The sequence below is a fragment of the Falsiroseomonas oryzae genome, from assembly GCF_027856955.1.
Lineage (GTDB): Bacteria > Pseudomonadota > Alphaproteobacteria > Acetobacterales > Acetobacteraceae > Falsiroseomonas > Falsiroseomonas oryzae.
This window is the reverse complement of sequence record NZ_JAPSMD010000031.1, coordinates 1-25,563: the sequence shown is the minus strand read 5'-3', so window position 1 is coordinate 25,563 and position 25,563 is coordinate 1. Positions and strand designations below refer to the sequence as shown.

The window sequence follows — 25,563 nt, the reverse complement described above, 5'->3', positions numbered from 1 at the left end:
ACTGGTTCGACCAGCCATTGTCCGAAACCACGTCCTGGCCGAAGCCCAGCCCGAAGCGATACAGGTCGCTCTGGTTCCCGCCGCTCAGCAGGTCCGACCCCGTCCCGCCCGTCAGCGTGTCCGCGCCGTCATTGCCGAGCAGCGTGTCCGTGCCCCAGCCGCCCGTCAGGGACTCGGCCGCGGCCGTGCCGCTGATCGTCTGCGGAACCGCCGAGGCGAAGGGGGCACCATTGAAATTGCCGAGAGACAGCGACGCGGCATCGATCCCCTGGAGCCGGATCAGGAGCCACGCCGCATCCAGGCCATGAACGCCGTCATCGACGAAGTAGATGTAGGTGTCGGTGCCTTCCTGCCGGGCGACGACCTCGCCGGACAGGCCGGCGCCGAGCCGGATGTCGAGCTTGTCGCCGAGATCGCCCGTCTCGAAGCCGAGGATCGTGACGAGCCCCGCCCCGTCATCGACCAACGGAACGAAGAACTCGAACACATCGACCGCACCAGGCGTGCCGGTGAGCGTGCGCGGCTGGCCGTCGAAGCCGCCGGTGCCGCCCCCTCCGCCACCGGAGCCGCCTCCTCCATCACCCGGGTCGCCCGCGTGCAGGCGCGCGAAGAGCGGATCGGTGAAGGGGTTGGCATCGGGCACGCTCGGATGGAGCAGCCGCTGCGCCGCATCCTCGGTGACAAGGAGGTTGTCCAGGTCTGCCGCCGTCAGGGCAGTCCCATCGGCGAAGAGGACATGGTCGATCGGCACCGCAGCGACGGCGAACTGGTTGCGGACCAGCACCTCGTCCTCGCTGCCGGCAAAGCGCAGCAGCAGGTCGTTGCCGTGGCGCACCGCAACCAGCGCCGCAGCATCGATCCCGGCCCCGAAGCGCAGCGTGTCGGTCGAGAAGACGAAATACCCGGCCTCGATGATCTCGTCCCGTCCATCGCCCGGATCGAAGACATAGGTGGTGTCGCCCGGTCCGCCGGCGAGCCGATCGTCCCCCGCCCCTCCGTCGAGCACTAGGTCCAGCGCCAGTTGCGTTCCGAAATCGATCGTGTCGTCGCCGGCCCCGCCTGTGCCGGCCAATGCGAGAATCTCCGCGAGCGACCAGGCGGTGCCGTTGGCAAACGCGAACTCCTCGATCCGCCCGTCGCGCCCGACGGCCGCGAACATGTCGCGGATGGTGATGCGATCGTCGCTGCCGGCGATGCCGATCTCCAGGTCGCGCGGCCCGACCGAGAGGATCCGGATGTCGCCGGCCGTGATGCCGGCGGCGAAGCGGATGCGGTCCACGACGCCGGTCGCGACGCCCTCCACGTCCGCAATCGTGTCTTGCCCGTCGCCGCGGGCGAAGAAGTAGGTGTCAGCCCCGCTGTGGCCCTGGAGCAGGTCGTCGCCGCGCCCGCCGGTGAGGATATCGGCGCCGCGGCCGGCCTCGATCGTGTCGTTGCCGTCGAGCCCGAACAGCTCGGCGCCGGAGCCGCCGCCAGGATTGGTAGCGCCGGATGGCACGATTACGTGGTCGTCGCCATCGGTCGCCGGAATGGCGCGGGAGAGCGTCGCGATCGACAGCGTGCGCCCATCCGCGAAGGCGAGCGTGCCGACGATCGCGTCCGGATCGGCGAGCGGATCGACCAGCACGAGGCGGTCATCGCCGCCCGCTATCGTCAGGATCAGGTTGCCGTCCGCGTCGCGCTTGGCGGTCACGTCCTCCAGCGCGATCCCGGCGCCGAACCGGATCACGCCGAAGCCGTCCACAGCGCCGCGGGCTTCAATGCGGTCCTGCCCGTCGCCGCGCGAGAAGGCGTAGACGTCGTTGCCGGCCCCGTCGAGGATCCGGTCGTTGCCGAAGCCCGGCCGGTAGTTCTCGTCGCCGCCCGTCCCGATCAGGAGGTCGTCGAACTCCGACCCGACCGCATTCACCAGGTCGAGCAGCGCGTCCCGTGTCCAGCTTATGCCGTTGGAGAAATCGACGGACTCGAGCGCGGCACCGCGGATGATGAGAAGGTCATCGCTCTCCGCGAAGGTCAGGAGAAGATCATCGCGGCCGGGGCCGAGCCGCTCCACACGGACCTCGTCGGGCCGGTAGCCGACGAGCTGCAGGCGATCGAAGCCCTGCTCGTCCTCGATGACGTCCTGGCCGTCGCCACGGCTGAAGCGGTAGAGGTCGTCGCCGCGAGCGCCGCGCAGCTGGTCATCGCCGCGGCCGCCCTCGATGGTGTCCGCGCGGTCGCTGCCGCGCGCGACGTCGTCGCCGGGAGTCGCCTGGCCGTCGATCCAGGCCTGGACGAGCTGCGCGACGCCCCAGGACACGCCGTTGCCGAAGGCGATCGTCGGGATGGCGCCGGCACCGAGCGCCCCGGAGATCACCAGCTGGTCGCCGCTCGCGAGACTGACGACAAGGTCGTCGCTGGAGCCGTCGGCGAGCCGCGTGCTGACCGTGTTGCTTGGTGCATCGGGCAGCAGGATCGTGGCGCTGGTCGCGCCTGGCGCCATCTCGAAGCGGTCGATGCCGTCCCCGGCGTTGAAGACCACCACCCCGCCCTGGGCAAGGATGACGCGGTCATGCTGGCCGCCGGGTTCGAGGCTGCGGCCGGCCGCGAAGTCCCCTGTGTCGAGGATGTCCTGGCTCTCGTTCGAGCCGGACTGGCGGATGATCTCCCGCACCTCGGCAATGGACAGCGTGGTGCCGTCCTCGAACACGAACGACTCCACCGCAGTGGCGCGGTAGCCGCCGAGCACGGCGATGCGCTCGCCGGTGCCGGCGAGCGTGACGAGAAGGTCACCGGCAAGGGTTGCGAAGGTGACGAGATCCGCCGTGACACCCGGACCGAACACCAGGCGGTCGACGCCGCCGGCATCCAGGATGCTGTCGGTGCCGTCGCCGTAGCCGAAGCGATAGGTGTCGTTGCCGTCGCCGCCGATGAGCGCGTCCGACCCGCCTGCGCCCCAGATCGTGTCGTCGCGTGCGTCGAAGCCAAGCAGTTGCTCGTCGCCGGCCGCGCCGGTCAGCATCCGGTCGATGATCGCATCGAGCGTCAGCACCGTGGCGTCCGCGAAGCGAAACGCCTCGACGCCGCGACCGGCGAGGCCGTCCGCGATCGTCAGGACGTCGGAGCCGTTCCCGAGGTCGATGACCAGGTCGTTCCCGTCCCGGCTCACCTTCATGACGTCGCGGGTGACGGTGGCGCCGAACTGGACCAGGTCGACCACGCCCGGCACGTCCGGACGCTCCACGATCCGGTCGAAGTCGTAGTCGGCGCCGAAGGCGTAGATGTCGCCCTGGTTCCCGCCGATGAGAGTGTCGTCCCCCTGGCGCCCGTCGAGCGTATTGGGCTGGCTGAGGCTGCCGGTAATGACGTTGTCGCCGCGGTTGCCGCCCTCGATCTGCAGCGCCTCCTCGACGTCGGAGATCAGCATGAAGCCGCCGTCGGCGAACTCGAAGCGCTCCACGCCGTTGTCGACATCGAGGAACTGGTTGCGGATGCGTAGCGTATCGGGGCGGTCGGCGACGCTGATCACCAGGTCGTTGCCGTCGCGCGTGAAGACCACGTTGGCCTGCGTGATGTCGTCCCCGAACCGCACCACGTCGTCCTTGGGCACGATCACGCCGCGCCGGTCCTGCCAGGCGGCTCGGACGCGCACGTCGCTGATCGTGTCCTGGCCGTAGCCGACGTCGAACAGGTAGGTGTCGCCACCGTCGTTGCCGACCATCACGTCGTCGCCGCCGCGGCTGTCGATCGTCTCGGCGAAGTTCGATCCGGCAATCGTCTCGCCCGCGCCGGTGCCGACGAGGTCGATGTCCTCGGGGTTGAAATCGGTGAACACCAGCGTGCGGTCGCCAAACTGGAAAAGCTCGACCGCGTATTGCTGCTGGCCTTCGCGGACGTACTGATTCTCAAGGACGATGCGGTCCCCCGTACCGCGGATCGTCATGATCAGGTCGAGCGCGGTGCGCGAGAACTCGATGTCGCCGGAGAGCAGGTTCTGGAACTCGATCCGGTCGTCGCCCTCGGTGTCGAGGACGGTGTCGATGCCATGGCCGGCGGCGAAGACATAGGTGTCGCCCGCGCTCATGCCCTCCAGACGGTCATTGCCGAGCCCGCCGTCGATGCGGTCAGCGATCGTCTCGAAGCCATAGATAGTGTCGGCGGCGTCGGTCCTGGCGATGTCGACGTAGTGCTGCAGCAGCTTCAGGTGGTTCCAGACCGTGCCGTCGCCGAACTCGATCGTCTCGACGAGGTGGATGTAGCCGACGAGAAGGATGTACTCGAGGTAGTCCGTCAGCACGAGCTGGTCGTCGGTGCCGGCCACCTGCAGGCGCAGCGTGTCGCTGCTGCCGTCACGGAGGAACGCGATGTCGGTCCATCGCAGGTCGTCCGTGAACCTCAGAATGTCGAGCTTCGGGCCGAACAGGGACGAGCTGAAGTCGCTGTCCAGCACCACGTCCGATCCGTAGTCGCGCCCATAGAGGTAGGTATCGACACCTTCACGGCCGGTGAGGAAGTCGTCGCCCCTGCCTCCGTCCAGCGTATTGTCGTTGAGCAGGCCGTAGATCGCATCGTCGCCGTCGGTCTTGGCATTGGCGATGACGCGCTCCACGATCGTCGCGTAGTCGAGCGTCGAGCCCTTCTCGAAGATGATCTTCTCGATCAGGTTGGGCGCGATGAAATCGAGCCCGTCATCGGCTCCGATCAGCTCGCTGAAGGCGCCGAGGTTCAGGCGCACGCCGCCGAACTGCCCGACGAGCTCCAGGCTGTCCCCGGTCGGGTTGCCCTCGGCGTCCAGGATCGTGATGACGAGGTTCTCGCTGGGCCCGTCGCGCGTCAGCCGGACGGTGTCCTCGGTGATGTCCCCGCGGAACATCAGGAAGTCCATGCCGGCCTGGATCGGACCGAAGGAGAAGTTGCCGAGGTCGTCGATGACGTCGTGGCCGTCGCCGGGCTGGAAGATGTAGGTGTCGCCGCCCGCACCACCGCTGAGGTAGTCGTTCCCCAGCCCGCTGAAGAAGATGTCGCCGGACCCGGAGCCGTAGTGGGCATCGGCCTCATCCATCGCCGCGCGGTCGAAATCGACCACGGCGAAGGCCATGCGGTAGCGGTTCCAGACCACGCCGTCCGCGAACACGATGTCGTCCACGCCGGTCTGCAGCCGCGTGCCGTTGTCCAGGATCGGGTTCAGCTCGCCGAGGAACTGGTCGACGAGGCGAATGAAGCGGGTGCCCGAATCATAGAAGAGGATCAGGTCCTCGCCGTCGCGTACCGCCTTGACCTCCTCGGAATCGATCAGCGCAAGACGCAGCTGGTCGGTGTCGCCGAGGTCGAGGTCGTAGATGTAGTCGTCGCCACTGTCGGCTCCGACGTAGTAGATGTCCGCCTGGACGTCGCGGCGGAACTCCTGCGCGCCGGGATCGTAGCTGCCGATGACGGTCTGGGCGCCTTCCGACAGCACGAAGAAGTTCGCGCCCTCGTGCCCGCGCACCACCGTGTCGGTCGGCCGGTGCTCGACGATCTTCCGCTCCTCGATGCCAAAGGCGTTGGCGACGGCGACGAGGTCGAGATCGACGGGCACGGTCTCATAGGCCGCCAGCAGCATCTGGAACACGAAGGGCTGATCGACGCCGAGCTTGGTGTCGAAGATGTAGTCGGGATCGCGCGGGCTGTAGTCGGGATACACCTGGGAGAGGATCAGCGCCCAGGCGGCGAAGTAGTCATGCACGGCATCGTTGTCGTTCGTCGGCGGCGCGCCTTCGAAGATCGCCTGGAACATCGGGGCGAGCTCATGCTCGCCGGTCGGGCGGTACTTGTCGGTCTCCACATCGTAGGTCAGTTCGCGGGCGAAGTCGGAGAGTCCGCCCTGCAACGCCATGCGCACCGCAAGGCGGCTGGCGGCAAGCAGGTACTGCGTCATCGAGAGGCCGACCATCTCGATCATCGGGTCGATGACCGACTGGTATTCCTCCTCCGAGAGGGAGTAGCTGCCGCCCTCAACGATACGGTAGTCGATGAGGCCGGTGGCGCCGTCCAGCGTCGCGGTCAGCATCTCCGGCCGGAAATCGAGTCCGGCCAGGCTGGTGGCGAAGTGGAACTGGCCCGGGGTCAGCAGCTCCACACGATAGGTGCTGTCGTCGCTCACGCCGATCTCGTCCAGCGTGTCGAAGTCGAGTGCGTAGTTGCGCAGGTTGAACTCGCGCGAGTCGCCGGTCTTGAACTGAAGCTCCAGCGCGCGATCCAGGTTGCGCGCCCAGACATGGAAGGTGCCGTCCTGGTCGGTGACCTCCACCGAATAGTCGACGGTGATGCCATCGGTGATGCGGACCGCGATGACATCGACGGGCAGGTCGGCATAGGGATTGAAGCCGATCTCCTCGGTCCGCCACTCCTGTCCCGTGGCGCGTGCCTGCGCGAGGATATCGGCGACCGTCGGCGCGGCGATCGGGTTGCCGTCGACGTCGAGGATGGTGCGGCCGCTGGCCAGGCGCCAGCTGCCATCCACGTTGCGGATGCCGTAGTCGTCGATCACCGCGCGGCCATCGACCACACGCATGAGATAGGGCGCCGGCTCGCGGAACTGCAGCTCGGCGCCGCGGCTGGCCGGCGACCAGGCCTGTTCGAGCTGCCAATGCTGCCCACTCCCGGTGGCCTGGCCGAGCACCTGCTCGAGAGTCGGGCGGCCGATGACGTTGCCGTCGGCGTCGCGCACCGGCGCACCACTAGCAAGCGCCCAGAACCCGCCCGCCGCGTCCTCGACGTAGACGCCGCGATCGGCCAGCGTGACCTTGCCGTCGGCCGCCTGGCCGAGCAGCACCGGCATCAGCTCCCGCGTCGTCTCGAGCGTCTGGCCCCAGTAGGACAGGACCGGGCCCGCCTGCTTGCGAAGCTGGAGGAAGTCGGGCTCGGTCATCGCCGCGGCCACCGTGGCCAGGATCTCACCGAGTTCGACGTCGTTGGCGGCGGCGATGGCGAGGTTGGTGACGGAGCCGATGCCCTTGGCGTCGATCTTCAGATCGGACTGCCAGGGGGCACGCCCCGCCTCTCCGGCGAATCGGCTGTAGCTCTCGACGGTCTCGAAGATCGCCTCGTACATGCGGCGGGTGGCGCCGCTGGCCAGCTCGATCTCGCTCGTGCCGATCAGCCGCGTGCCCTGCGGCGTGACGATGTCGAGCGCCTGGGCGTCCAGCCTGATCGACACGATGCCCAGGGCGTCCAGCGTCAGCAACTCGCCCGCATCCGTGACGCCATCGCCGTCGCGGTCACGCCAGACGAGCAGCTCCGACCAGATCGCGTCGGCCGCGGTGATCCGTCCGTCGCCGTTGCCGCCGTTCCCGGCAGCGTCGTGCTGCGCGAGTTGGAGGTAGCCGCCTTCGAACTGGTTGCCGAACATCTCGCCGATGTTGTCGATGCGGCCGTTGTCGTTGAGGTCGCGGATGAGGAAGCCGTCGTCGCGGGCGACCCAGCCCGTCAGGTTCGAGAACAGGTCGTTGTCGAAGTCGAAGAAGACCTGGCCGTCATCGACGGCCCGCGTCTCCAACCCGTCGCCGTCGAGGTCGATGACCAGCGGGTCCACGCCGACGGCCCAGGCCATGTTCTTGGCCAGCCGCAATGCCGCACCGGCCAGCCACGCAGCCGAATCGACAAGGGCGATCTTCTCGTAGACCTGCAGCACCATGCCGATGGCCGGCGTCAGCTTGATGAGCTCCGAGGCCACGCCAAGGCCGCCCATGATCACGCCGAAGATGCTGGGGAAGTTGAACAGCATCCCGAAGCTGCCGGTATCGTTGGCGATAGTGCGCGTGTAGGTGCTGAGGCCGCTCAGCTCGTCGAAGAACAGGCCGTCGCCGAGACCGAAATTGCCGGCCTCGAAGTCGAAGTTGCGGATCACCTGCACGCCGGTGAGGGAGGTGCGGTTGTCGCCGAAATCCTGCTGCGTGGGCAGCGCCTGGCCGCCTGTGGCCAGCCTGAACAGCAGGTCCGTCTGGTTGATGATCGCCATCTTGACCCGGCCGTTCTGGTCGGCCGTTTCCGTGACGAGATAGACGATGTTGGGCAGCCAGGTGTCGAAGTAGGTCTTCAGCAGGCCGAAGGTCGAGGCCATGACGGAGACGGAGAAGAAGCTGAAGCCGCTCTGGATCGCGCCGGAGATGGCGCCGGTCGGGCCGGCGAGCGCCCAGGCGACCGACGTCGCGCTCGCATCGCCACCGGTCAGCGGCACGCCGTAGAAGGAGAGGATGTCGTTCTTCTGCGGATCGAGGATCGTCGTGCCCGGGGCAAACCAGAAATGGTCTGCGTTGTCGCCGGTGTCGGGCACCGCACCGACGATGCCGTTCTCATCGACCAGGGTACCGTTGACCAGGTCGCCGTAAAGCTGGCCGCCCTCGCTGGTGTTGATGATGACGTCGCGGCCGAGCCCGCCCGCGGTGACCACCGCCTGCCCGTCCGTGACGATGACGATGTCGTTGCCCTCGCCCGCGTCCAGGGTCAGGTCACCGTTCGGGACGTGGGTGACGTAGAAGACGTCGTTGCCCTTGAACCCCTTGATCTCGCCGCTGCCGGAATGCGTTCCTTCGTCGCCGCTATCGAGGATGAAGCGGTCGTCCCGGTCCGTGAGCTCGACGTTGTCGACGCCCTTGAACTGCACCTTGTCGTCCGGGACGAGGAAGTCCTCGGCAAGCAGCAGTCCTTGCACAGCCCGCGGCTGGGCAGCCAGGAGGATGCTGGTGGCGGAGTACAGCAGGCCCGAGCCCGGGACTGCAGTCTGGATGTAGCCGTTGCGGTAGAAGACGCCCTGGTCCTCGAAGAAGAGCAGGTCGCGCGTGCCGAAGCGCAGGATGTCGCCGTCGCCGCCCGCGCCGGTCGGGGCACCGAGGTCGATGACGAGGGGATCGCGGAACAGGTCGAACTGGTTCTCCTTGCGGATGAGCACGTCATCCGCGCCGTCGCCGAGCTGCAACGTCTCTGTGCCGAAGACGAGATCGTCCAGCGGATCGTCGCTGGCATTCACGCCCTGGACCTGCACCTGCACGGTCAGCTGGTCGATCAGGCCGAAGCCCTCGTCGGCGATATCTGGCGAGATGACGATCGTCAGCACGTTGCCGGCCGCGCCACCCTGATAGGTCAGCGTGTCGTTGCCATCACCGCCGATCAGCAGGTTCTTCCCGCCGCCGCCCGTGATCGTGTCGGCGCCGCTGCCCGCGTTGATCACATCGATGCCGTCGCCGGCATCGATGCTGTCGGCGCCGCCGGAGCCGAAGATCAGGTCGTTGCCCGTCGTGCCGCGGATCGTCTCGCTGGCCGCGCCGCCGACCACCACATCGACGCGGGCCGCGTTGCCGGTGCCGCTGGCCGTGCCGAGGGTGCGCTCGGGCAGCGTGATCGACGTGACGTCGTCGCGCGTGCGCATGTGGTAGCGGTCGAAGATATCGGCCGTATCCGCCTGCCAGCCGACCTTGGCGATGTCCTCGAGCGAGCGCAGCCCGGTCCAGCGCAGCAGCGTGTCGATCCAGCCCGCGTCGGTCTGGGCGAAGAAGGCGTCGCGGAAATTCTCCAGGTTGATCGGCTCGACAGGGCTGCCGATCAGATCCTCCCAGCGGGGCTTCGACGCGTCGAAGGTGAGGATCTGCTCGTCGTCCGACAGGGAGAGGACGCCCTGCTTCGCGTCGTCGTTCCCCTCGATGTCGTTGATCGCCAGGGCGCCAGCATACTGTACGACGAAGTCGGCCAGGGTCTGCTTGACGTCCTTGTAGATCTGGAAGAGGCCGACATCGAACTGGACGAAGGCGTCGAAGAACCCCGCAGGTGTGCCACCGATTACCGTGCCGAGTTCGTCGGCATCGTCGAACATCGCCCAGATCGCAGTATCGCCGAACGGTCGCTCGCCGCTGTCCAGCGCCGAGTAGGCGATGGCTGATTGCAGGACCGTAGCGGCCGCGCCGGTCGGCCCGATCAGGCTGGCGGGCACCGAGAGCGTGTCGGCGATGGCGGCGTCGAAGTAGGCGTTCCACAACTGCTTGCCGACCGGTTGCCAGTCGGTGCGGGCATTGTCCCGCGCCCAGATGAGATCGACGAGCAGCGCCATCGAGTGCAGCGTGACCGGACTGCGCAGGCCGCCATGGGAGGGGATGCTGCCGTCGAGGGAGAGCCGCAACGCTGCAAGAAATTCGCCCTCCGTAGAAAGAGCGCCGATACTGGTTGCTGACGGAAGCCAGGGCAGCGCGCCCTGGTAGTATCGGTCTCTCAGATCCTGGCTTTCGGTCGCTTGTTCGATAAGTTCGGCAACCGTGTCGCCATAGGGCATGTGGTCGAACAGCAGCCCGCCGCGATTGTAGGTCTCCGCCACTAGGCCCGCGAGGCCACCGCCAAGAGAGTGGCCGGTGGTGGTGATGCTGGCGCCGCGCAGGTCCGCCCAAGGTCCGGCCGCCGCAACGTACAGATCGAGGGCGAGCGCCGCTTGCCCCTCCGTATCGCCAAAGAAGACGCTCCAGCCGTTCAAGGCGTCGAGCACACCCGGCGAGTTGAGGAAATCCCACAAGGACGGGAAGTTGAAGTTCGTCCCGCGATAGGACAGCGTGAGGCTGGTGCCGATCGAGGTCCCGCCAGTGTCGTAGGCGATGCCGTAGAAGCCCCGGCTCTTCCACGTCTCGAAGATCGCACTGTCCAGGCCGAGGTCGGCTTCCCGCGACAGGATGCGCGCATCGCCGATCTGCGTGCCGGTCAGATTTACGACCTGGTCATAATCCCTGTTGTAGGAATCGAGAGCCAGGATGGCGAGATAGAGGTCGCGACCAACGGCCATGCCTTCACGCCCCCCGGACCCGCGCTGGAGCGTAGCGGGCCGTCACGGCCGCCGCGCGTCGATGCACGGATGGTCACATGGCCGACTGCCACCGCGCCGGCGCGCTCCCTATCGGGAGCGGACGTTGCGTATCGATCCGCCAGACGTGACTGTAATTGTTCGTTGTCCGAGCGGTCAACGCATCCCCATGGCAGGCTGATGGGCGCGTCGGCTTGACAGCCTCCGCCGGCCGACTCCAGGCTTTGACAGCATGTCATCACGCGGCGCGCGGACGTCCTCGCCACGCTTCATGACTTTCTTGTCACGTCTCGCCGCCACGCAGCCGCACGGGCACCCTCGATGAGCACAAGCACGAACAGCACCGGCACGGACGTGTCCGTCGCGCGCGCCGATACCGTCGGTGCAGGTGCAGCCGCGCAGCCGGCGCAGCAGCTCGACCCCGAGGTCGCACGCAAGCTCGCCCAGCTACGGTCGGCCGTGCGCGAGAACTTCGGCAAGGCGGTGATGGCGATGATGATGCTGCCGCGCTACCGCTCTCAGATGCTGGCCGATCTGCAGCACCTCGTGCTCGATCCGATGCTGCGTGACCGCCTGGCGATTGCCTATCCGCCGAAATCCGACCAGGCGCCCGAACCCGACATGGCCGGCTTCGCCATCTGGGCCAGCGTGTCCGAGGAGGTGGACGCGCGCATCCGCGAACAGGTCAAGGCCGGCGTCTTCCCGATCCGGCTGAAGAGCGAGGAGTGGACCAGCGGCCCGATCAACTGGCTGCTGGACGTCGTCGCGACCGACAAGGCGACCACTGCCGCGGTCATCGCCAGCTTCCGCCAGGTGGCGAAGTCGGGCGAGCTGCGGCTGCATCCGCTGATCACGCGACTGGTCGAGCCCGAGATCCTGGAGAAGATGGGCGCGCGCAAGACGGAAGCGCCGGCCGAGCCGGGCTGACGTCGCCGCCGCGCGAGCGTCGCGGCGCCGATGTCAGCCCGCGACCTCAGCGGGCCGGGCAAGCGGCGCGGATGCGTCCGACGCGACCAGCCGTGCGAGGTAGGCGGCATGATCCGACAGGCTGGCCACCTGCTCGCTGGTCTCGCGCTCGTTCATCGCGATGTAGCGGGCCAGGTCGGCCGCCGAGGCGGCATCGACCATGGGGTGATGGCCCTCGGGCCGCAGCCCCTGCCCCCACATCACCTGGAGCCAGCTCGGCGTATCGAACAGCTCCATGTTCTGCCGGACGATCCGCCCGGAGCTGCGGAACATCGCCAGCTTCTCCTGCAGGCTCTCGGGGATCGGCATGGCGCGGCAGTAGCGCCAGAACTCCGATCCGTCGCGCTCCGTCACGTGGTAATGCAGGATCAGGAAGTCGCGCACGGCCGTGAATTCCCAGTCGATCTGCCGGTTGAACTCCCGCACCAGCACCGGGTCGCAGTGGCGATCCGGGAACAGCGCCAACAGCCGTGCGATCCCCGCCTGGATCAGGTGGATGCTGGTCGATTCCAGCGGTTCGAGGAAGCCGCTGGCCAGTCCCAGGGCGACGCAGTTCCGCTTCCAGATCTCGCGCCGCTTTCCGGTCACGAAGCGCAAAGGGCGCGGATCGGCAAGGCGCTCGCCGGGCAGGTTGGCCAGCAGCACGCGCTGCGCCTCGTCGTCGGTGGTGAAGCTGCTCGAATAGACATGCCCGTTGCCGGTGCGATGGCGCAGCGGGATGTGCCATTGCCAGCCCGCATCGCGCGCGGTCGAACGGGTGTAGGGCTCGAGCTTGCCGTCGCCTGTCGAGGGCACCGCGAGCGCACGGTCGCAGGGCAGCCAGTGCGACCAGTCCTCGTAGCCCGCCGCCAGCGCCTGCTCGATGAGAAGACCGCGAAAGCCCGAGCAGTCCACGAAGAGATCGCCATCGATCCGGCCCCCATCAGCCAGGTCGAGCCCGACGATGAAGCCGCTCTCGCCGTCCAGCCGGACGTTGACAACCTTTCCCTCGCGGCGGGTCACGCCGCGCGCCTCGGCGTAGCGGCGCAGGAAGGCGGCGTAGCGGGCCGCGTCGAAGTGGTAGGCGGAGGCGGGAAGCCGCGCCGCCCGGGCATTCGCCGGCACGCCGTAGCGGTTCTCACGCGCCGCCATGGTGTTGGGGCTGAACCGGTCGAGCGGCAGCGGGCCGCCCTCCCTCGCGTAGCGCAGCCAGTAGTGATGGAACGGCACCAGCCCGATCGCCCGGCCGACCTCGCCGAAGCCATGAAAGTAGCGCATGCCCTCGCGCCGCCAGCCGACGAATTCGATGCCGAGCTTGAAGGTGCCCATCGTCTCGCGCAGGAACTCGCGCTCGTCGAGGCCGAGGCCCGCATTGAACAGGCGGATCTGCGGGATCGTCGCTTCGCCGACGCCGACGATGCCGATCTCCTCGCTTTCGACGAGGACGATCGACAGGTACCTGCCGAAATACTGCGAGAGCGCGGCCGCCGCCATCCAGCCGGCCGATCCACCGCCTGCAATCACAACACGCATCGCTTCGTGCATCGTTTCTGCCCGACTGATGGTCCCGTGGTGCGGCGGCCGGCGCGGCACTCGGCACAGCTTGCGCGACTGAAGTAATTCCGGAACAAATCCGTGCCATGGATTTCGCCATCGCGCCAGCCCTCACGATCGATGTCGTGCCCGTCGGGATGTCGCGCGAACCGGTGCTGGTGATCGACGATGTCCTCCAGTCTCCCGAAGCGCTTCGCGGCGTGGCCTGCGCCGTCCGACCGTGGCGGGCCATGCCCCCGGGCAGCTTCCCGGGCCTGCGCGCCGGCCTTCCGGGCACTTATGCCAGGGGCCTGATCGCGCGCCTCCATGGCCCCATCGTGGACAAGCTGCTTGGCGGCGTGGCGATGCGGGTCGTGCGGTTCGAATGCAGCTTCTCCATGGTGACGCTGTCGCCGGCCGAACTCGCGCCACTGCAGCGCGTGCCGCACATCGACATCGCCCGGCCGGACCGGGTGGCGATCATGCACTTCCTGTGCGGCCCGCCGTTCGGCGGCACCGCCTTCTATCGCCAGGTCGAGACAGGCCTGGAGCAGGTCGGCCCGGAGACGCGCGACCGCTACATCGCCGCGCGCACCGCCGGACTATCGAAGCTGCGCCCCGCAGATGGATATCCCGGCGCCGAGCTTCCGGGCTACGTCCGAACCGCCGCCGTGGCTGCACGGTTCAACCGCGTGCTCGCCTATCGCAGTTGCACGCTGCATAGCGGCGTGATCGAGGATGCATCGCTGCTGTCGCCCGATCCGGCGACGGGCCGCCTGGTCACCACCTTCTTCGTCGACTACGCCCCGGCGTGACCTCGCGCACCGCGCGGCGCACTCACCTCCGGCGCGAAACACCCCTTCCCTCATTCCCGGTTTTGCCGCCTTGCGGGACGGGTCTTGCCGGGTGTTAGCGTGCGCCGCCCTTGGGGGAGGGATGCATGGACCGGGGGATCAGCCAAGGCGCCGCCGGAGAGGCACGGCCGCATATCGGCAGGCGCGCCGCATCGGGCATCCTTGTCGGCAGGCGCGACGGACCCGAACCGTTCAAGTCCTTCGATCGCTACGAATGGCGTCGGCGCCGGCGCCGGCGCAGGTTCCTGCTGGCCGCGGTCGGGGTCGCAGCCATCGGCGGACTCGTCTTCGTGATGCGCGACGGGCCGGCGGCGCCTTCCTCGTCTTCGCAGGTCGTCGCGTCGTCCCAGGTCGCGCCCACGCCGCTGCCGCCCATGGCCGTCTCCGCCCTCGACGTGCCGCCGGCGGCGCCGTTCGATCTGCCGCCACCGCCGGCCCATGCTGCCATTGCTGAACCGCAGGGCGTCGCGCCGCCACCGCCCGCCCCGGTGCCGACTGCCATTGCGGCCCCGGCTGCCGTCGCGCCACCGCGCGCCGCGCCCACGGCTGCACGCGAGGTGGTCACCACCGCGAGTTCGGGCGCCAACCTGCGCGCAACGCCGTCGCTATCCGCAGCGGTCCTTTGGAAGGCGCCGCGGGGCACGCGGCTGCGCGCCAGCGCGACGGACGGCGAATGGCTGCGCGTGGCGACGCTGGATGGCGAGCGGACCGGCTGGATGCACCGCTCGGTCGTCGCGGAGTAGCCGCGCGCGCAGCTCGCGGCCGGACGCCCTCAGCGCACGGAGGAGAAGGCCGTGGGCTGCAGGATCATGTTCTCGACATGCGACAGGATCGGTCCGTCCTTCTCGCTCTCGGCCATCACCTGCTGCCATTCCGGATCGGCGCGGAAGGCCTCCCACAGCCGCGTGCGCTCCGCCAGGTCCTGCCAGGCGAGCAGGTAGTAGAGCGCGTGGTTGGACGGGCCGATCGCCACGGTCCAGAAGCCGGCCTGCCGGATCCCGTGGCGCTCCCAGATGCGCAGCGTGTGCCGCTCGAACCGCTCCAGCAGCTTCGGCAGGCGGCCGGGCAGGCAGTGGTAGATGCGCAGCTCGTGGATCATGCTGAGGGTCCCAGCAGAAGTCCGGCCGGTCAGGCCCGGATCCAGGTTTCAGAGAAGGCGAGCATCGCCGTGGTGATGCGCTGCCCGGCGATCTCGCGCGGGATCGGCGCGCCGGCGCGCCGCCGGTCATCGACGGTCACCGTCGCGCTCTCGCAGCCCACGAACAGGCTGGGCATGTGGTGCCGGCCCGTGGCGGATTGCGCGGGCGCCAGCGCGAAGCAAAAAGGGGTCCCGAGGCCGGACCACGCAAGCTCCACCGTCATCGCGCCGGCGCGCACCGTCTCCGTGTAGTGCGTGATCGCGTCGCCGCCTGCCGTCACGCTGTCCAGCCCGCGGTACTGCAGGCCCTGCAGCCCCGGCAGCCCGCGCCAGGCGCCGAAATGCGCGACGTAGTCGGCGACCAGCCAGCGCGCGAGCGTCTCGTTGTCGGTCAGGCAGAGATTCGCGCGATCGGCTGGCGGCGCTGCCTCCTGCGGCGACTGCAGCAGCACCAGCGCGTGCCCACGCCCATGCGGCGAGAGCACCACGCGGAAGAAGGAGGCGAGCGTTGTGAAGGGGCCGTCCGGCGCCTCCTTCAGCGAGATGCCCGGGTTCTCGCCGGACCACTCGACCTTGCCCGGGAAGACGAGCGTCTCAGCCATGGATCCTGCCCCTGTGCCGGCGATGCCCGTAGCCTGCGCCGCGCCTGCCGGCAGATCAACGGTTGCGGGTCGGGAGTTGACGGGCCACGGGCCGGCCCGGCATCCCCGCGCCACATGCGCCGCCGCATCCCGGAAACCTCGCTCTACGCCGCCGTGAAGCGGCACCTCGAAGGCCTCGGCCTCGACGCCAAGGGCGAGGTGATGGGCTGCGACGTCGTGGCGATGCGCGCCGGCGATCCGCCCGTCCTCGTCATCGCGGAGATGAAGGCGGGGCTGACGCTGGAGCTGGTGCTGCAGGGCGTGGACCGCGCCGCCGCCAGCGACGAGGTCTGGCTGGCGGTGCGCGCCACGCGGCGCGGGCGCGACCGCGACCGCCGCGCGCATCGCCTCTGCCGCATGCTCGGCTTCGGGCTGCTCGCCGTCACGCCCTCCACGGGGCGCGTCGAGATCCTGGCGGAGCCCGCGCCCTACCGGCCGCGGAAGGATGTCCGCCGGCGCGGCCTGCTGTTGCGGGAACACGCGGCGCGCCAGGGCGACCCCACGCCCGGCGGCAGCACGCGGCAGCCCATCATGACGGCGTATCGCCAGGCGGCGCTGCGCTGCGCCACGGCCCTGCAGGAAGGGCCGCGGCGCACGCGCGAACTGGCGCCCCTGGTGCCGGAGGCGCCGCGCATCCTGTTGCGCAATGTCCATGGCTGGTTCGAGCGCGTTGCGCGCGGCACCTATCGCCTGACGCCGCGCGGCCGCGCTGCGCTGGCCGACACGGCCCTTTCGCCCGGACACGCCCCGGGCCCATAAGCCGGCAGCGCAGGAGGCGGGGAGGCGGCGGATGGAGGACGAGGCGGAGGATCGGGTCGAGGCAGCCGCCGCGCTGGCCCGCGACATCGCGCCTGACCTCGACAGCATCCTCGTCACGATCTTCCCGGATGCCGACACGCTGGACACGATCCGCCTCGGCGACGCGGACCTCGCCACGGCGAACGCCATCGCGCGCGCCGTGGCCGAGGCGATGGCCGAGGAAGGCGTGGAGGTCCTGGTCCAGCGCGCCGACCGCGGCGCCTTCCGCCGCTGGCTCGCCGAGCGCGACGACACGCCGGAGACGCGGCGGAGCTGGATCGATCGCGGCCGTCTGCTGCGCGGCCCTGCCGCCTTCCGCGCCCTCGGCCTGGCGGCCCCGCCGGCGGAGCCCCCGCCGCGCTTCCCTGCCGCCCCCGGCCCCACGGCGGACGAGCTGATCGCAACCCTCGACGACCCGGAGAGCGGCGCCTTCGAGGCGCTGGCACGCGCGCTGATCGAGGCGGGGCGCGGCGACGTGCTCGACCTCGCGGTCCGCAAGGTCGGCACGCGGCAGAGCGAGGAGAATGCCGCGGAGCTGCGCGCCGACCTGCTCGCCATCGCAGCCGCCGCGGCGCTCGGCCCGTCCGGCTGGGCGGAGCTGGTGGCGCTGCCGGTCGCGCTCTCGCCCGGCCGCGTGCCGGATGCGGTCGCCCTGGCGGAGGGGCTGGTCGCCTCCGGCGCACTGGCGGAGGAGGAGGAGCTGCGGTTCCTGCCGGGCTGGCGTTCGCCCGATGCCATCGCGGAGCTGTCCCCCCTCGCGATGCGTCGCGTCCTGCTGGACCTGGCGGCGGAGCGGGAGCCGCGCGACCTGCCGCCCGGCGACACCGACGAACTCGCCCGCCGCGGCTTCGGCGTGCTGGTCGGCCTGCGGCTGGACTGGGATGTGCCGATCTGGGACGTGATCGCCGCCGAGGGCGGCCTGCCCGAGGACACGCCTGAGGAGGAGGAGACGCCGGAGGAACGCGGCCGCGCGAAGGCGCTGGACCGCTGGCGCAGCCGCGTGGCGGTGGAACATTGGGGCTGCGTGCCGCTCGACCTCGTGTCGCCCGACGAGGTCGGCGACGCGATCGCCGACTTCCTGGAGGAGGCGGGCACCCAGGTCGAAGGCCTCGACGAGATCCGCGACTTCATCGACGTCGCGCGGCGCGAATCCGGCGGCGTGGAGGTGGTGTGCCGCCCGGAGATCCTCGGCGGGTCCCTCGAGCTCACGCTCTACACCGTCGAGGGCCGCTTCCTGGACAGCCTGACCCTGCCGCCCGACCGCCTGCCCGCGGCGGCCGACGCCATGCTCGGCCTGGTCGGCACACTGGTGCGGCTGGTCCGCGACAAGCCGCTGCGCTGACGCGCCTCCTTCTCAGCGCGCCAGCGGGTCCGGGCGCATCTGCACGCGGAACACCCGCGGCCGCTCGCCGCGCCCGGTCTCGCTGTGGAAGGGCGTGCGCGTGCCGGTGGTGGTCCACACGCCGCGGCCGCGCCACCCGGCATTCGCGTCGTCGATCCGACCGTCCACGTTCTTGGTGAAGAAGCCCAGCGGATAGGGCACGCGCAGCTGGTGCAGGCGGCCGTTCACCAGCACGGTCAGCGATTCGCTGCCGTTCGTCTGGGCGATCGGCACGTCGTTGCCCAGGCCGAGCGTGTTGAAGCGGTCCACCCAGATGTAATAGGCGTGGTCGGCGCTGCCGTCCGGATCGGCCCCGGCGAATTGCGGCCCGGGGAAGCGGTACAGCGTCCAGCCCTCATAGCAGTGCTCGCCTGTCGCGGCGGCCGGGCCGGTCAGCGGCGCGCGGCACTTCGTGCGGTCGAAGCTCGCCATGTGGCCGCTCGCCAGCGTGGTCCAGACGATGCCGTTGCTGTCCACGTCGAGCCCGCGCGGACTGTAGGAACCGGGCGGCGGCAGGAAGATCTCCGCCAGCCCGGTAGTCGCCGGATCGCTGCCCGGGATGAAGCGGACCAGCACGCCGGGCCGGGTGCCGCCGGCAAAGCCCGGATCCATGGACTGGCCCCAGATCGAGCCATCCGTCGGGCTCGGCTGCACCGCGTAGAGGCCGGCGATCACGCGGCGCTGGCGGTTCGGGTCGAAGGGCTGGTCGGCTTCCGTGTACTCGCCGCGCCGGCCCCAGCCCGGCACGTCCACGATCAGCGGCGCCCAGCCCTGCGAAGTCCGCGCATCGCGCGTTTCCAGGAAGCGGCGCGAGTTCAACCAGCCGATCGCCCCGCCCGCAGGCCCGCCCCAGCTGGTCCACAGCGTGTGGTCTTCGTCGTAGCCGAAATAGAGGTGATGCGTGTTGAAGCAGGTGTCGATCAGGTCGAAGCGCTGCGTGCGCGGGTCGTAGACCGAGAGATGCCGCGCCGCGACATTCAGCGGCGCGACGCGCGCCGAAGGATGGTCGCCGCCCTGCCGGCACCAGGCCGGCTGCATCTCCGGCGGGCGGATGCGCGCGGTGAACCAGACCAGCCCGCGATGGTCGATGATCGGGTTGTGGATGCTGGTGCGGCTGTCCCAGATCGGCTCGTCGCCCCAGAAGGGCGAGGTGCCGCGCGGATTGTCGGCCGAGCTCGGCGTGTCGGGATGCGCATAGGGGTGGCGGATCGTCCAGACGCGATGCGTGACGGGATCGAGCACCGGCACCTCGTCCGTGGATTCCTCCGGCGAGCCGTAGATCAGCCCGTTGGCGTTCAGCGTCGGGTCGCGCTTGTCGGTGGAGATCGCGTCATGCTGGTAGTGCGTGGGCGAGGACCAGTCCCACAGCGTGACGACCATGTTCCGCTCCAGCCCCTGCGGCCGTTCGGGCCGGGCGGCAGGCAGCTCGCCGCGCGCGATCCGGTCGGTCCAGTCGGCGAAGAGCTCCAGGCCGCGCTCCGGACCGAGCCGCATGATGGACCCGGCCATGTTGTTCATCGCCTGCCCCGACTGGATGCGGCGCATCCAGAGATCGTAGGAATTGGCGAAGTGCCCGAGCGTTTCGCCGGGGCGGCGGACATGCTGGCTGCCGAGCGCGTGGCAGGACTGGCAGGTCTGCTTCACCGCATCGATCCAGCCGGCCTGGTTGCGCAGGTTGGCCGGGATGCCGTTGCCGCCCGGACCGTCGCCGGTGCCGGGGAACTGGTCGGCCGGCGGGATCCGCAGCATCGAGTACCAGTACATGCCCGGGTAGTATTCCGCCGCGGCGGCCGGCGTCGGCGCGGGCGTCGCGCGCAGGTCCAGCGCGCGCCCGGGCGTGCCCTCGACGCGCGGGCTGTCCACCAGGCCATAGCCGCGCACCCAGACCCGGTAGCTCGCCGCCGGCAGGTCGGGGATGAGGTAGCGGCCGCGCTCGTCCGTCACGACGATCTTCGCGAAGCGCGTCGGCAGGTCGGTGGTCTCGGCGATCACCCAGACGCCGGCTTCCGGACCGTTCGGGCCGGTGACCACGCCGCCGATCTCGCCGGCGCCGACCTGCACCGCCGCCGGCGTCTGCGCGCGGGCGCTCGGGCCGGTCGCGGCGAGCGCAGCCGCGAGCACCGCGGCCGAGACGGCCGACATCAGCTTCGCCTTGGACATCCCTTCGCCCTCCGCAGCCGCCTTCACGAGCGGGGCGGCTTCCCGGCGCGAGCCTAGCACCAAATGTCGCGCCGGCTTCGAGCCTTCACTGCATCTTGCCCGGCGCGGCCGATGGTCCGAAGGCGCCAGCCTCCCGCGCCGCGGCGATCGCGTCCTCATCCAGGCCGATCTCGCGCAGGATCTCCGCGGTGTGCTCGCCGACCTCGGGGGGCGGGCGTCGCACCTCCACCGGGCAGGCCGTCAGGGTGAAGGGCGGCGCCACGCCGCGCTCCGCATGGCCCGCCCGTTCCCAGTCCAGCACCGCGCCGGCTTCCCGCAGCTGCGGATGATCCGCCGCCTGCCCGACGTCGTGGAGGCGCGCGACATTGACCTTCGCCGCGCCGAGCCGCTGCAGGATCTCGTCGCAGGTCATCCGCCGCGTCACCGCGGTCAGCGCCTCCACCAGCGCGACGCGGTGGGTGCGGCGGTCCATCGCCGTGACGAAGTCCGGCCGGTCCAGCGTGGCGGGATCCAGCGCGCGTGCCAGGCGGCGCCACATGTCGTCGCTCGGCGCGATGATCACCACGTCGCCATCCGCCGCGGGGAAGACCTGGTTGGGCACGGACAGGTGGTTCGCCGTGCCCATCCGCCGGTGCTGCGTGCCGGCCAGCCACCAATCCGTGTAGAAGTAGCTCATCAGATGCGCCGAGGACTGCAGCAGGGAGGAGGTGACCTTCTGCCCCTCCCCGGTCTTCGCCCGGTGCAGCAGCGCGGCCAGGATGGCGCAGACCATGCCCAGGCTGCCATGCAGGTCGATCCCCGCCGTGCCGACGCGCACGGGCGGGCGGTCCGGCTCGCCGGTCAGGTGCATCAGGCCGCTATGCGCCTGCAGCGCCACGTCGTTGGCACCGAAGTCGCGCAGCGGGCCGGCCTCGCCATAGGCGGAGAAGCCGCAATGGATCAGCCGCGGGTTGGCGCCCTTCAGGTCGTCCCAGCCCAGGCCCCACTTCTCCATCGCGCCGGGCCGGAAATTGTGCAGCAGCACGTCGGCCGAGAGCGCGAGGCGTTTCGCCAGGGCCAGCCCCGCCGGCGACTTCAGGTCCAGCGCGATGCTGCGCTTGTTGCGGTTCAGCGCCAGGAAGGACGGGCTGGACCCGAACTTCTCCAACACCTCCTTCGTCACGCCGAAGCCGCGCGCCTCGTCGCCGCGGCCGGGCTCCTCCACCTTGATCACCTCGGCGCCCAGGTCGCCCAGCACCTGCGCCGCCGCCGGCCCGGCGAAGACGCGGCTGAGGTCCAGCACCCGCACGCCATCCAGCACGCCCATTGGCGGTCAGGCCCGGCCGAGCGTCACGGCGGCGGTGCCGACCGTCACCTTCTTCCCCGCCCCGTCCTCCGCCCAGACATCCAGCGCCAGGCGGCGCCGGTCTTCCGGCAGCGCGTGGACGGCGGTGACGCGCAGCACGCAGGTCAGCGGCACGTCCTCGTACACCGGCGCTATGAACTTGGTGGTCAGCGCGCCCGGATCCTCCAGCACGGCCGGGCCGAAGCTGCGGATCATCAGGTCCAGGATCCAGTTGGTGGAGATCATCCCGTCGGAGATAATGCCCGGCAGGCCCTGGCCGCGCGCATACTCGTCGTCGTCATGGATGGTCGGCACGCTGAAATGCACGCGGCCGTCATTCGCCTCCACCGTGGGTAGCGCATCCACGTACCACCGCATGCGCTCGCGCGTCATCACGCGCGCCGCGCCGCGGATCTCGTCGCCTTCGCGCAGCTCCATCACGCGGCATCCTTCGCGGCTTCACGGTAGGACAGGCAGACGGTGTCGCGGTACTCCACCAGCAGCCGCCGGTCCGCCCGGGCGTGGATGGTGATGTCCACGTCCATGTATTCGCGCCCGCGCTTCATGTGGCGGCTGGCCACAACGCCCTCCACCACCAGCTCCTGGCCGGCGCGGACGGGGGCGTGCCAGCGCACGTCGAAGGTGTAGTGCACGCGCGCATTGGGGCCACAGCCCTCCGGGCAGTACAGCGTGTAGAAGCGCAGCTTCTCCAGGTGCACCATGGTCGGCGGCACGATGGGGTTCGCCGGATTCTGGAAGCAGTCCTGGTGCATCTCGTTGGCGTGGCAGTACTCGCGCACCTGGAAGGGGCTGATCACCACATCCACCGGGCCGAGCCGGTCGCCTGCCTCGAGGTCGCTGGTGTAGCGGCCGGTTGCCATCCTATCTCCCCTTGAACACGGGCTTGCGCTTCTCCACGAAGGCGCGCTGCGCCTCCTTCGCGTCCTCGCTGTGCGACAGCTCCTCCGTGATGGTCTGCTCGAAGCGATAGGCCTCGCGGTAGGGCATGCTCTCCACCACGTTGAAGGACCGCTTGGCTTGGCGCACGGCCAGCGGGCTCTTCGCCGCGATCTCGCGCGCATACTCCATCGCCGTGGGCAGCAGCGCGTCACGGCTCGTCACCTGCTCGATCAGGCCGCGGCGATACAGCTCCGCCGCCGGCACGCGGCGTCCGGTGAAGAACATCGCCCGCGCGGCGGAGCGGCTGAAATGCTCGCTGAGGAACTTGGCGCCGCCGGCCAGCCCCACATCCAGCTCGGGCATCTGCACCCAGCAGGTCTCGCCGGCCAGCAGGATGTCGCAGGCCAGCATCAGCGCGAAGCCGGCGCCGATCGCGGGCCCGTTCGCCGCGCAGATCACCGGCTTCAGGCAGTCCATCGGCGCGTAGAAGAACTCCCGCGTGACCCGGTTGTGGGCGATGTAGTCGCCGGGTTCCTGCACGAGCCCGACACGCTCCTTGATGTCGGCGCCGGCCGAGAAGCTGTTGCCGGCGCCGGTCAGCACCACGCAGCGCACGTCGGCGCGGTCGCTGCAGGCGTCGAACACCCGGATCAGCTCGTCGCGCAGCCGGCGATTCTGCGCATTCACGGGCGGCCGGTCCAGCGTGACGGTCGCGATGCCGTCGGCCAGTTCGAAGCGGCAGGTGGAAAGCTCCATGCGCCGCGCCTCAGTCCAGCTTCACGCCGGCACGCTCGATCACGCCGCGCCACTTCGCGCGGCCCTCGGCGATCACCTGCGCCAGCTCCTCCGGCGTGCCGCCGGAGGCCGCCATGCCCATCTCGCGGAAGCGCTCGCGGATGCGGGGCAGGCGCAGCACCTCGTTGAAGGCGCCGTTCAGCCGCGCGACCACCGGCGCCGGCATGCCCGCGGGACCCACCATGTAAAGCAGCGTCGTGCCCTCGTAGCCCGGCAGCGTCGCGGCGATGGGCGGGATCTCCGGGTGGTCCTCCAGCGCGCGTTCCGTGGAGATGCCGAGCAGCCGCAGCTGGCCCGCGCGCACCGCCGGGATCATCGCCGCGAAGCTGTCCAGCGTGGCCTGCACGCGCCCCGCCGTCAGGTCGATCAGCGCCTGGCCGGAGCTGCGATAGGGCACATGCGTCATGCGGGTGCCGCTCATGCTCATGAACAGCTCCATCGCCAGGTGGCTGGAGCTGCCGGGCCCCGTGGAGGAGAAGCTCAGCCGGTCCGGATTCGCCCGGAGATGCGCGATGAACTCCGCGACGTTCTGGGCTGGCACGGAGGGATGCACCACCAGGATGTTCGGTAGCTGCGCGATGTGGACGATCGGCGTGAAGCCGCGCTCCGCGTCGTAGGGCAGGTTGGAATAGAGGAAGGGATTGGTCATCTGCACGCCCGGCGTGCAGATCAGGATGGTGTAGCCGTCCGGCGGCTGCTGCGCGACATGCGCCGCGCCGACCGACGCCGCCTGGCCCGGCCGGTTCTCCACGATCAGCGGCTGGCCCAGCCGCGGCGCCAGCTCCTCCACCAGCAGGCGGGCGACGATGTCGCTGCCGCCGGCGGGGGCGAAGGGTACCACGAAGCGGATCGGCCGGCTGGGGAAGGGCGCCTGCGCCATGGCCGGTGCGGCCAGCGCCAGCCCGGCAGCGGCCCCGAGCAGCGTCCGGCGGGTCGCGTGCATCCTCGTCCTTCCTCCCACGGCAGTCTTCTGCCGGAAGTCTGGCCACGCCGCCGCGCGGAGACAACGCACAGCGGGCGAGCAGCATCCTTGCCGAGGATGCAAATGCGCCGGCCGTGCGCCCGCGGCCGCGTGCAGGGCATCCTTTCACCGGATGCAAGGATGCCGTGCTGCCGGCACCCGTTCACCCGCCGCCGCCGCATGCCTAACCTGCCCGCAACCCGGCCGCGTCGCGGCCCGGGACAAGGGGAGGAGCATGATGGGCATCCTGGGCCGCAGGCAGGCCGTCCGCCTCGTCGCCGCCGGCATCGGCGCCGCCGCTCTGGCCAGGCCGGGCCTGGCCCAGCCGCGCTGGCCCGACCGGCCCATCCGCATCGTCGTCCCCTACCCGCCCGGCGGCTCCACCGACCCGGTGGCGCGGCTGCTGGCGCAGGACCTCCAGACCAGGCTCGGCCAGCCGGTGGTGGTGGAGAACCGGGCCGGCGCCGCCGGCTCCATCGGGACGGAATCGGTCGCCCGCGCCGCCCCGGACGGCAGCACCTTCCTGTTCCACACCTCGGTCCTGGCGACGGAGCCGAGCTTCAAGCAGAGCCTGCCCTACAACGTCCTGACCGACCTCGTGCCGGTCTCGCTCGTCGTCACCGGGCCCTACCTGCTGGTGGTCAACCCGACCCTGCCGGCGCGCAACGTCGGCGAGCTGATCGCCTTCGCCCGCGCCAATCCCGGGCGGGTGAATTTCGGCTCGGCCGGCACCGGCTCCTCCGGCCACCTCATCGGGGAGCTCTTCGCGCTGCGCGCCGGGGCGCAGATGGTGCATGTGCCCTACCGCGGCGGCGGCCCCTCCGTCACCGCGCTGATGCAGAACGAGATCCAGTTCATCTTCGACACCATCCCCGGATCCCGCGGGCTGGTGGAGGAAGGCCGGCTGCGCGCCCTGGCCGTGACGGGCCGCGAGCGTGCGCCGCTGCTGCCCAACGTGCCGACCATCGCGGAAAGCGGCCTGCCCGATTTCTCCAACGAGTTCTGGCTGGCGCTGCTGGCGCCCGCGCGCCTGCCGGCGGAGATCCAGACCCGCATGGCCGACGCCGTGCGGGGCGCGATCGCGGAGCCCGGCCTGCGCGACCGCCTGCTGGCGCTGGGCATGGTGCCGCGCGGCCTGCCGCCGCAGGAATTCGAAGCCGTGCTGCGCCGCGACATCGCCGAATGGCGCGAGGTGATCACCCGCGCCAACATCCGCGCCGAATGACGCCACCAAGGGGAAGACCGCGATGACCGACGATGCCCTGCCGCGCGGCCCCGGCCGCCGCGGCCTGATGCTCGGCGCCGCCGGCGCAGCGCTCGCGCTGGCCGCCCGCGACG

At 70.0% G+C, this 25,563-nt stretch carries 16 protein-coding genes; 6 read left to right on the top strand and 10 right to left on the bottom strand.

Annotated features, from left to right (window positions below):
- A partial coding sequence (locus tag OZN99_RS05835) for a calcium-binding protein (protein WP_270934250.1) occupies positions 1 to 10,777 on the bottom strand: 10,777 nt, incomplete at its 3' end.
- Between the two features lie 339 nt (positions 10,778 to 11,116).
- Between OZN99_RS05835 and OZN99_RS05830 the strand changes: the two genes are divergently transcribed.
- Complete coding sequence (locus tag OZN99_RS05830; protein WP_270934249.1) at positions 11,117 to 11,722, top strand: toxin-activating lysine-acyltransferase; 606 nt, start codon at positions 11,117 to 11,119, stop codon at positions 11,720 to 11,722.
- 33 nt (positions 11,723 to 11,755) lie between these two features.
- Here OZN99_RS05830 and OZN99_RS05825 read toward each other — a convergent pair whose 3' ends face one another.
- Entirely contained in the window at positions 11,756 to 13,273 is a 1,518-nt protein-coding gene (locus OZN99_RS05825; protein WP_270934248.1) for a tryptophan halogenase family protein, read from the bottom strand.
- Between the two features lie 107 nt (positions 13,274 to 13,380).
- Between OZN99_RS05825 and OZN99_RS05820 the strand changes: the two genes are divergently transcribed.
- Positions 13,381 to 14,088 (top strand): DUF6445 family protein, encoded by a 708-nt coding sequence (locus tag OZN99_RS05820; protein ID WP_270934247.1) that lies wholly within the window; start codon positions 13,381 to 13,383, stop codon positions 14,086 to 14,088.
- Between the two features lie 125 nt (positions 14,089 to 14,213).
- Positions 14,214 to 14,870 carry an SH3 domain-containing protein gene (locus OZN99_RS05815; protein ID WP_270934246.1) on the top strand — a complete coding sequence of 219 codons (657 nt, stop codon included), beginning with the start codon at positions 14,214 to 14,216 and terminating at the stop codon, positions 14,868 to 14,870.
- A 29-nt stretch (positions 14,871 to 14,899) separates the two neighbouring features.
- Here OZN99_RS05815 and OZN99_RS05810 read toward each other — a convergent pair whose 3' ends face one another.
- Entirely contained in the window at positions 14,900 to 15,226 is a 327-nt protein-coding gene (locus tag OZN99_RS05810) for an NIPSNAP family protein (protein ID WP_270934245.1), read from the bottom strand.
- Between the two features lie 29 nt (positions 15,227 to 15,255).
- Positions 15,256 to 15,867, bottom strand: a complete 612-nt coding sequence (locus OZN99_RS05805; protein WP_270934244.1) for a hypothetical protein — start codon at positions 15,865 to 15,867, stop codon at positions 15,256 to 15,258.
- A 114-nt stretch (positions 15,868 to 15,981) separates the two neighbouring features.
- Between OZN99_RS05805 and OZN99_RS05800 the strand changes: the two genes are divergently transcribed.
- Entirely contained in the window at positions 15,982 to 16,665 is a 684-nt protein-coding gene (locus OZN99_RS05800) for a DUF2161 family putative PD-(D/E)XK-type phosphodiesterase (protein ID WP_270934243.1), read from the top strand.
- 31 nt (positions 16,666 to 16,696) lie between these two features.
- Positions 16,697 to 18,046 carry a hypothetical protein gene (locus tag OZN99_RS05795; RefSeq protein WP_270934242.1) on the top strand — a complete coding sequence of 450 codons (1,350 nt, stop codon included), beginning with the start codon at positions 16,697 to 16,699 and terminating at the stop codon, positions 18,044 to 18,046.
- 12 nt (positions 18,047 to 18,058) lie between these two features.
- On the opposite strand, the gene OZN99_RS05790 is transcribed toward OZN99_RS05795, so the two are convergent.
- From OZN99_RS05790 to OZN99_RS05765, 6 genes are all read right to left on the bottom strand, one after another.
- Positions 18,059 to 20,245: a carboxypeptidase-like regulatory domain-containing protein gene (locus OZN99_RS05790; RefSeq protein WP_270934241.1), complete on the bottom strand. Its 2,187-nt coding sequence runs from the start codon at positions 20,243 to 20,245 to the stop codon at positions 18,059 to 18,061.
- Between the two features lie 85 nt (positions 20,246 to 20,330).
- Positions 20,331 to 21,551, bottom strand: coding sequence for a CaiB/BaiF CoA transferase family protein (locus OZN99_RS05785; protein ID WP_270934240.1), 1,221 nt, complete (start codon positions 21,549 to 21,551; stop codon positions 20,331 to 20,333).
- Between the two features lie 6 nt (positions 21,552 to 21,557).
- Positions 21,558 to 22,007 (bottom strand): MaoC family dehydratase, encoded by a 450-nt coding sequence (locus OZN99_RS05780; protein WP_270934239.1) that lies wholly within the window; start codon positions 22,005 to 22,007, stop codon positions 21,558 to 21,560.
- Positions 22,007 to 22,450, bottom strand: a complete 444-nt coding sequence (locus tag OZN99_RS05775) for a hotdog family protein (protein WP_270934238.1) — start codon at positions 22,448 to 22,450, stop codon at positions 22,007 to 22,009. The genes OZN99_RS05780 and OZN99_RS05775 overlap by 1 nt, the downstream gene beginning before the upstream one ends.
- Before the next feature lies 1 nt (position 22,451).
- Complete coding sequence (locus tag OZN99_RS05770) at positions 22,452 to 23,225, bottom strand: enoyl-CoA hydratase/isomerase family protein (protein ID WP_270934237.1); 774 nt, start codon at positions 23,223 to 23,225, stop codon at positions 22,452 to 22,454.
- A 10-nt stretch (positions 23,226 to 23,235) separates the two neighbouring features.
- Entirely contained in the window at positions 23,236 to 24,207 is a 972-nt protein-coding gene (locus OZN99_RS05765; protein WP_270934236.1) for a Bug family tripartite tricarboxylate transporter substrate binding protein, read from the bottom strand.
- A gap of 253 nt (positions 24,208 to 24,460) precedes the next feature.
- Between OZN99_RS05765 and OZN99_RS05760 the strand changes: the two genes are divergently transcribed.
- Positions 24,461 to 25,450 carry a tripartite tricarboxylate transporter substrate binding protein gene (locus OZN99_RS05760; protein WP_270934235.1) on the top strand — a complete coding sequence of 330 codons (990 nt, stop codon included), beginning with the start codon at positions 24,461 to 24,463 and terminating at the stop codon, positions 25,448 to 25,450.
- The last annotated feature ends 113 nt before the right edge of the window (positions 25,451 to 25,563 follow it).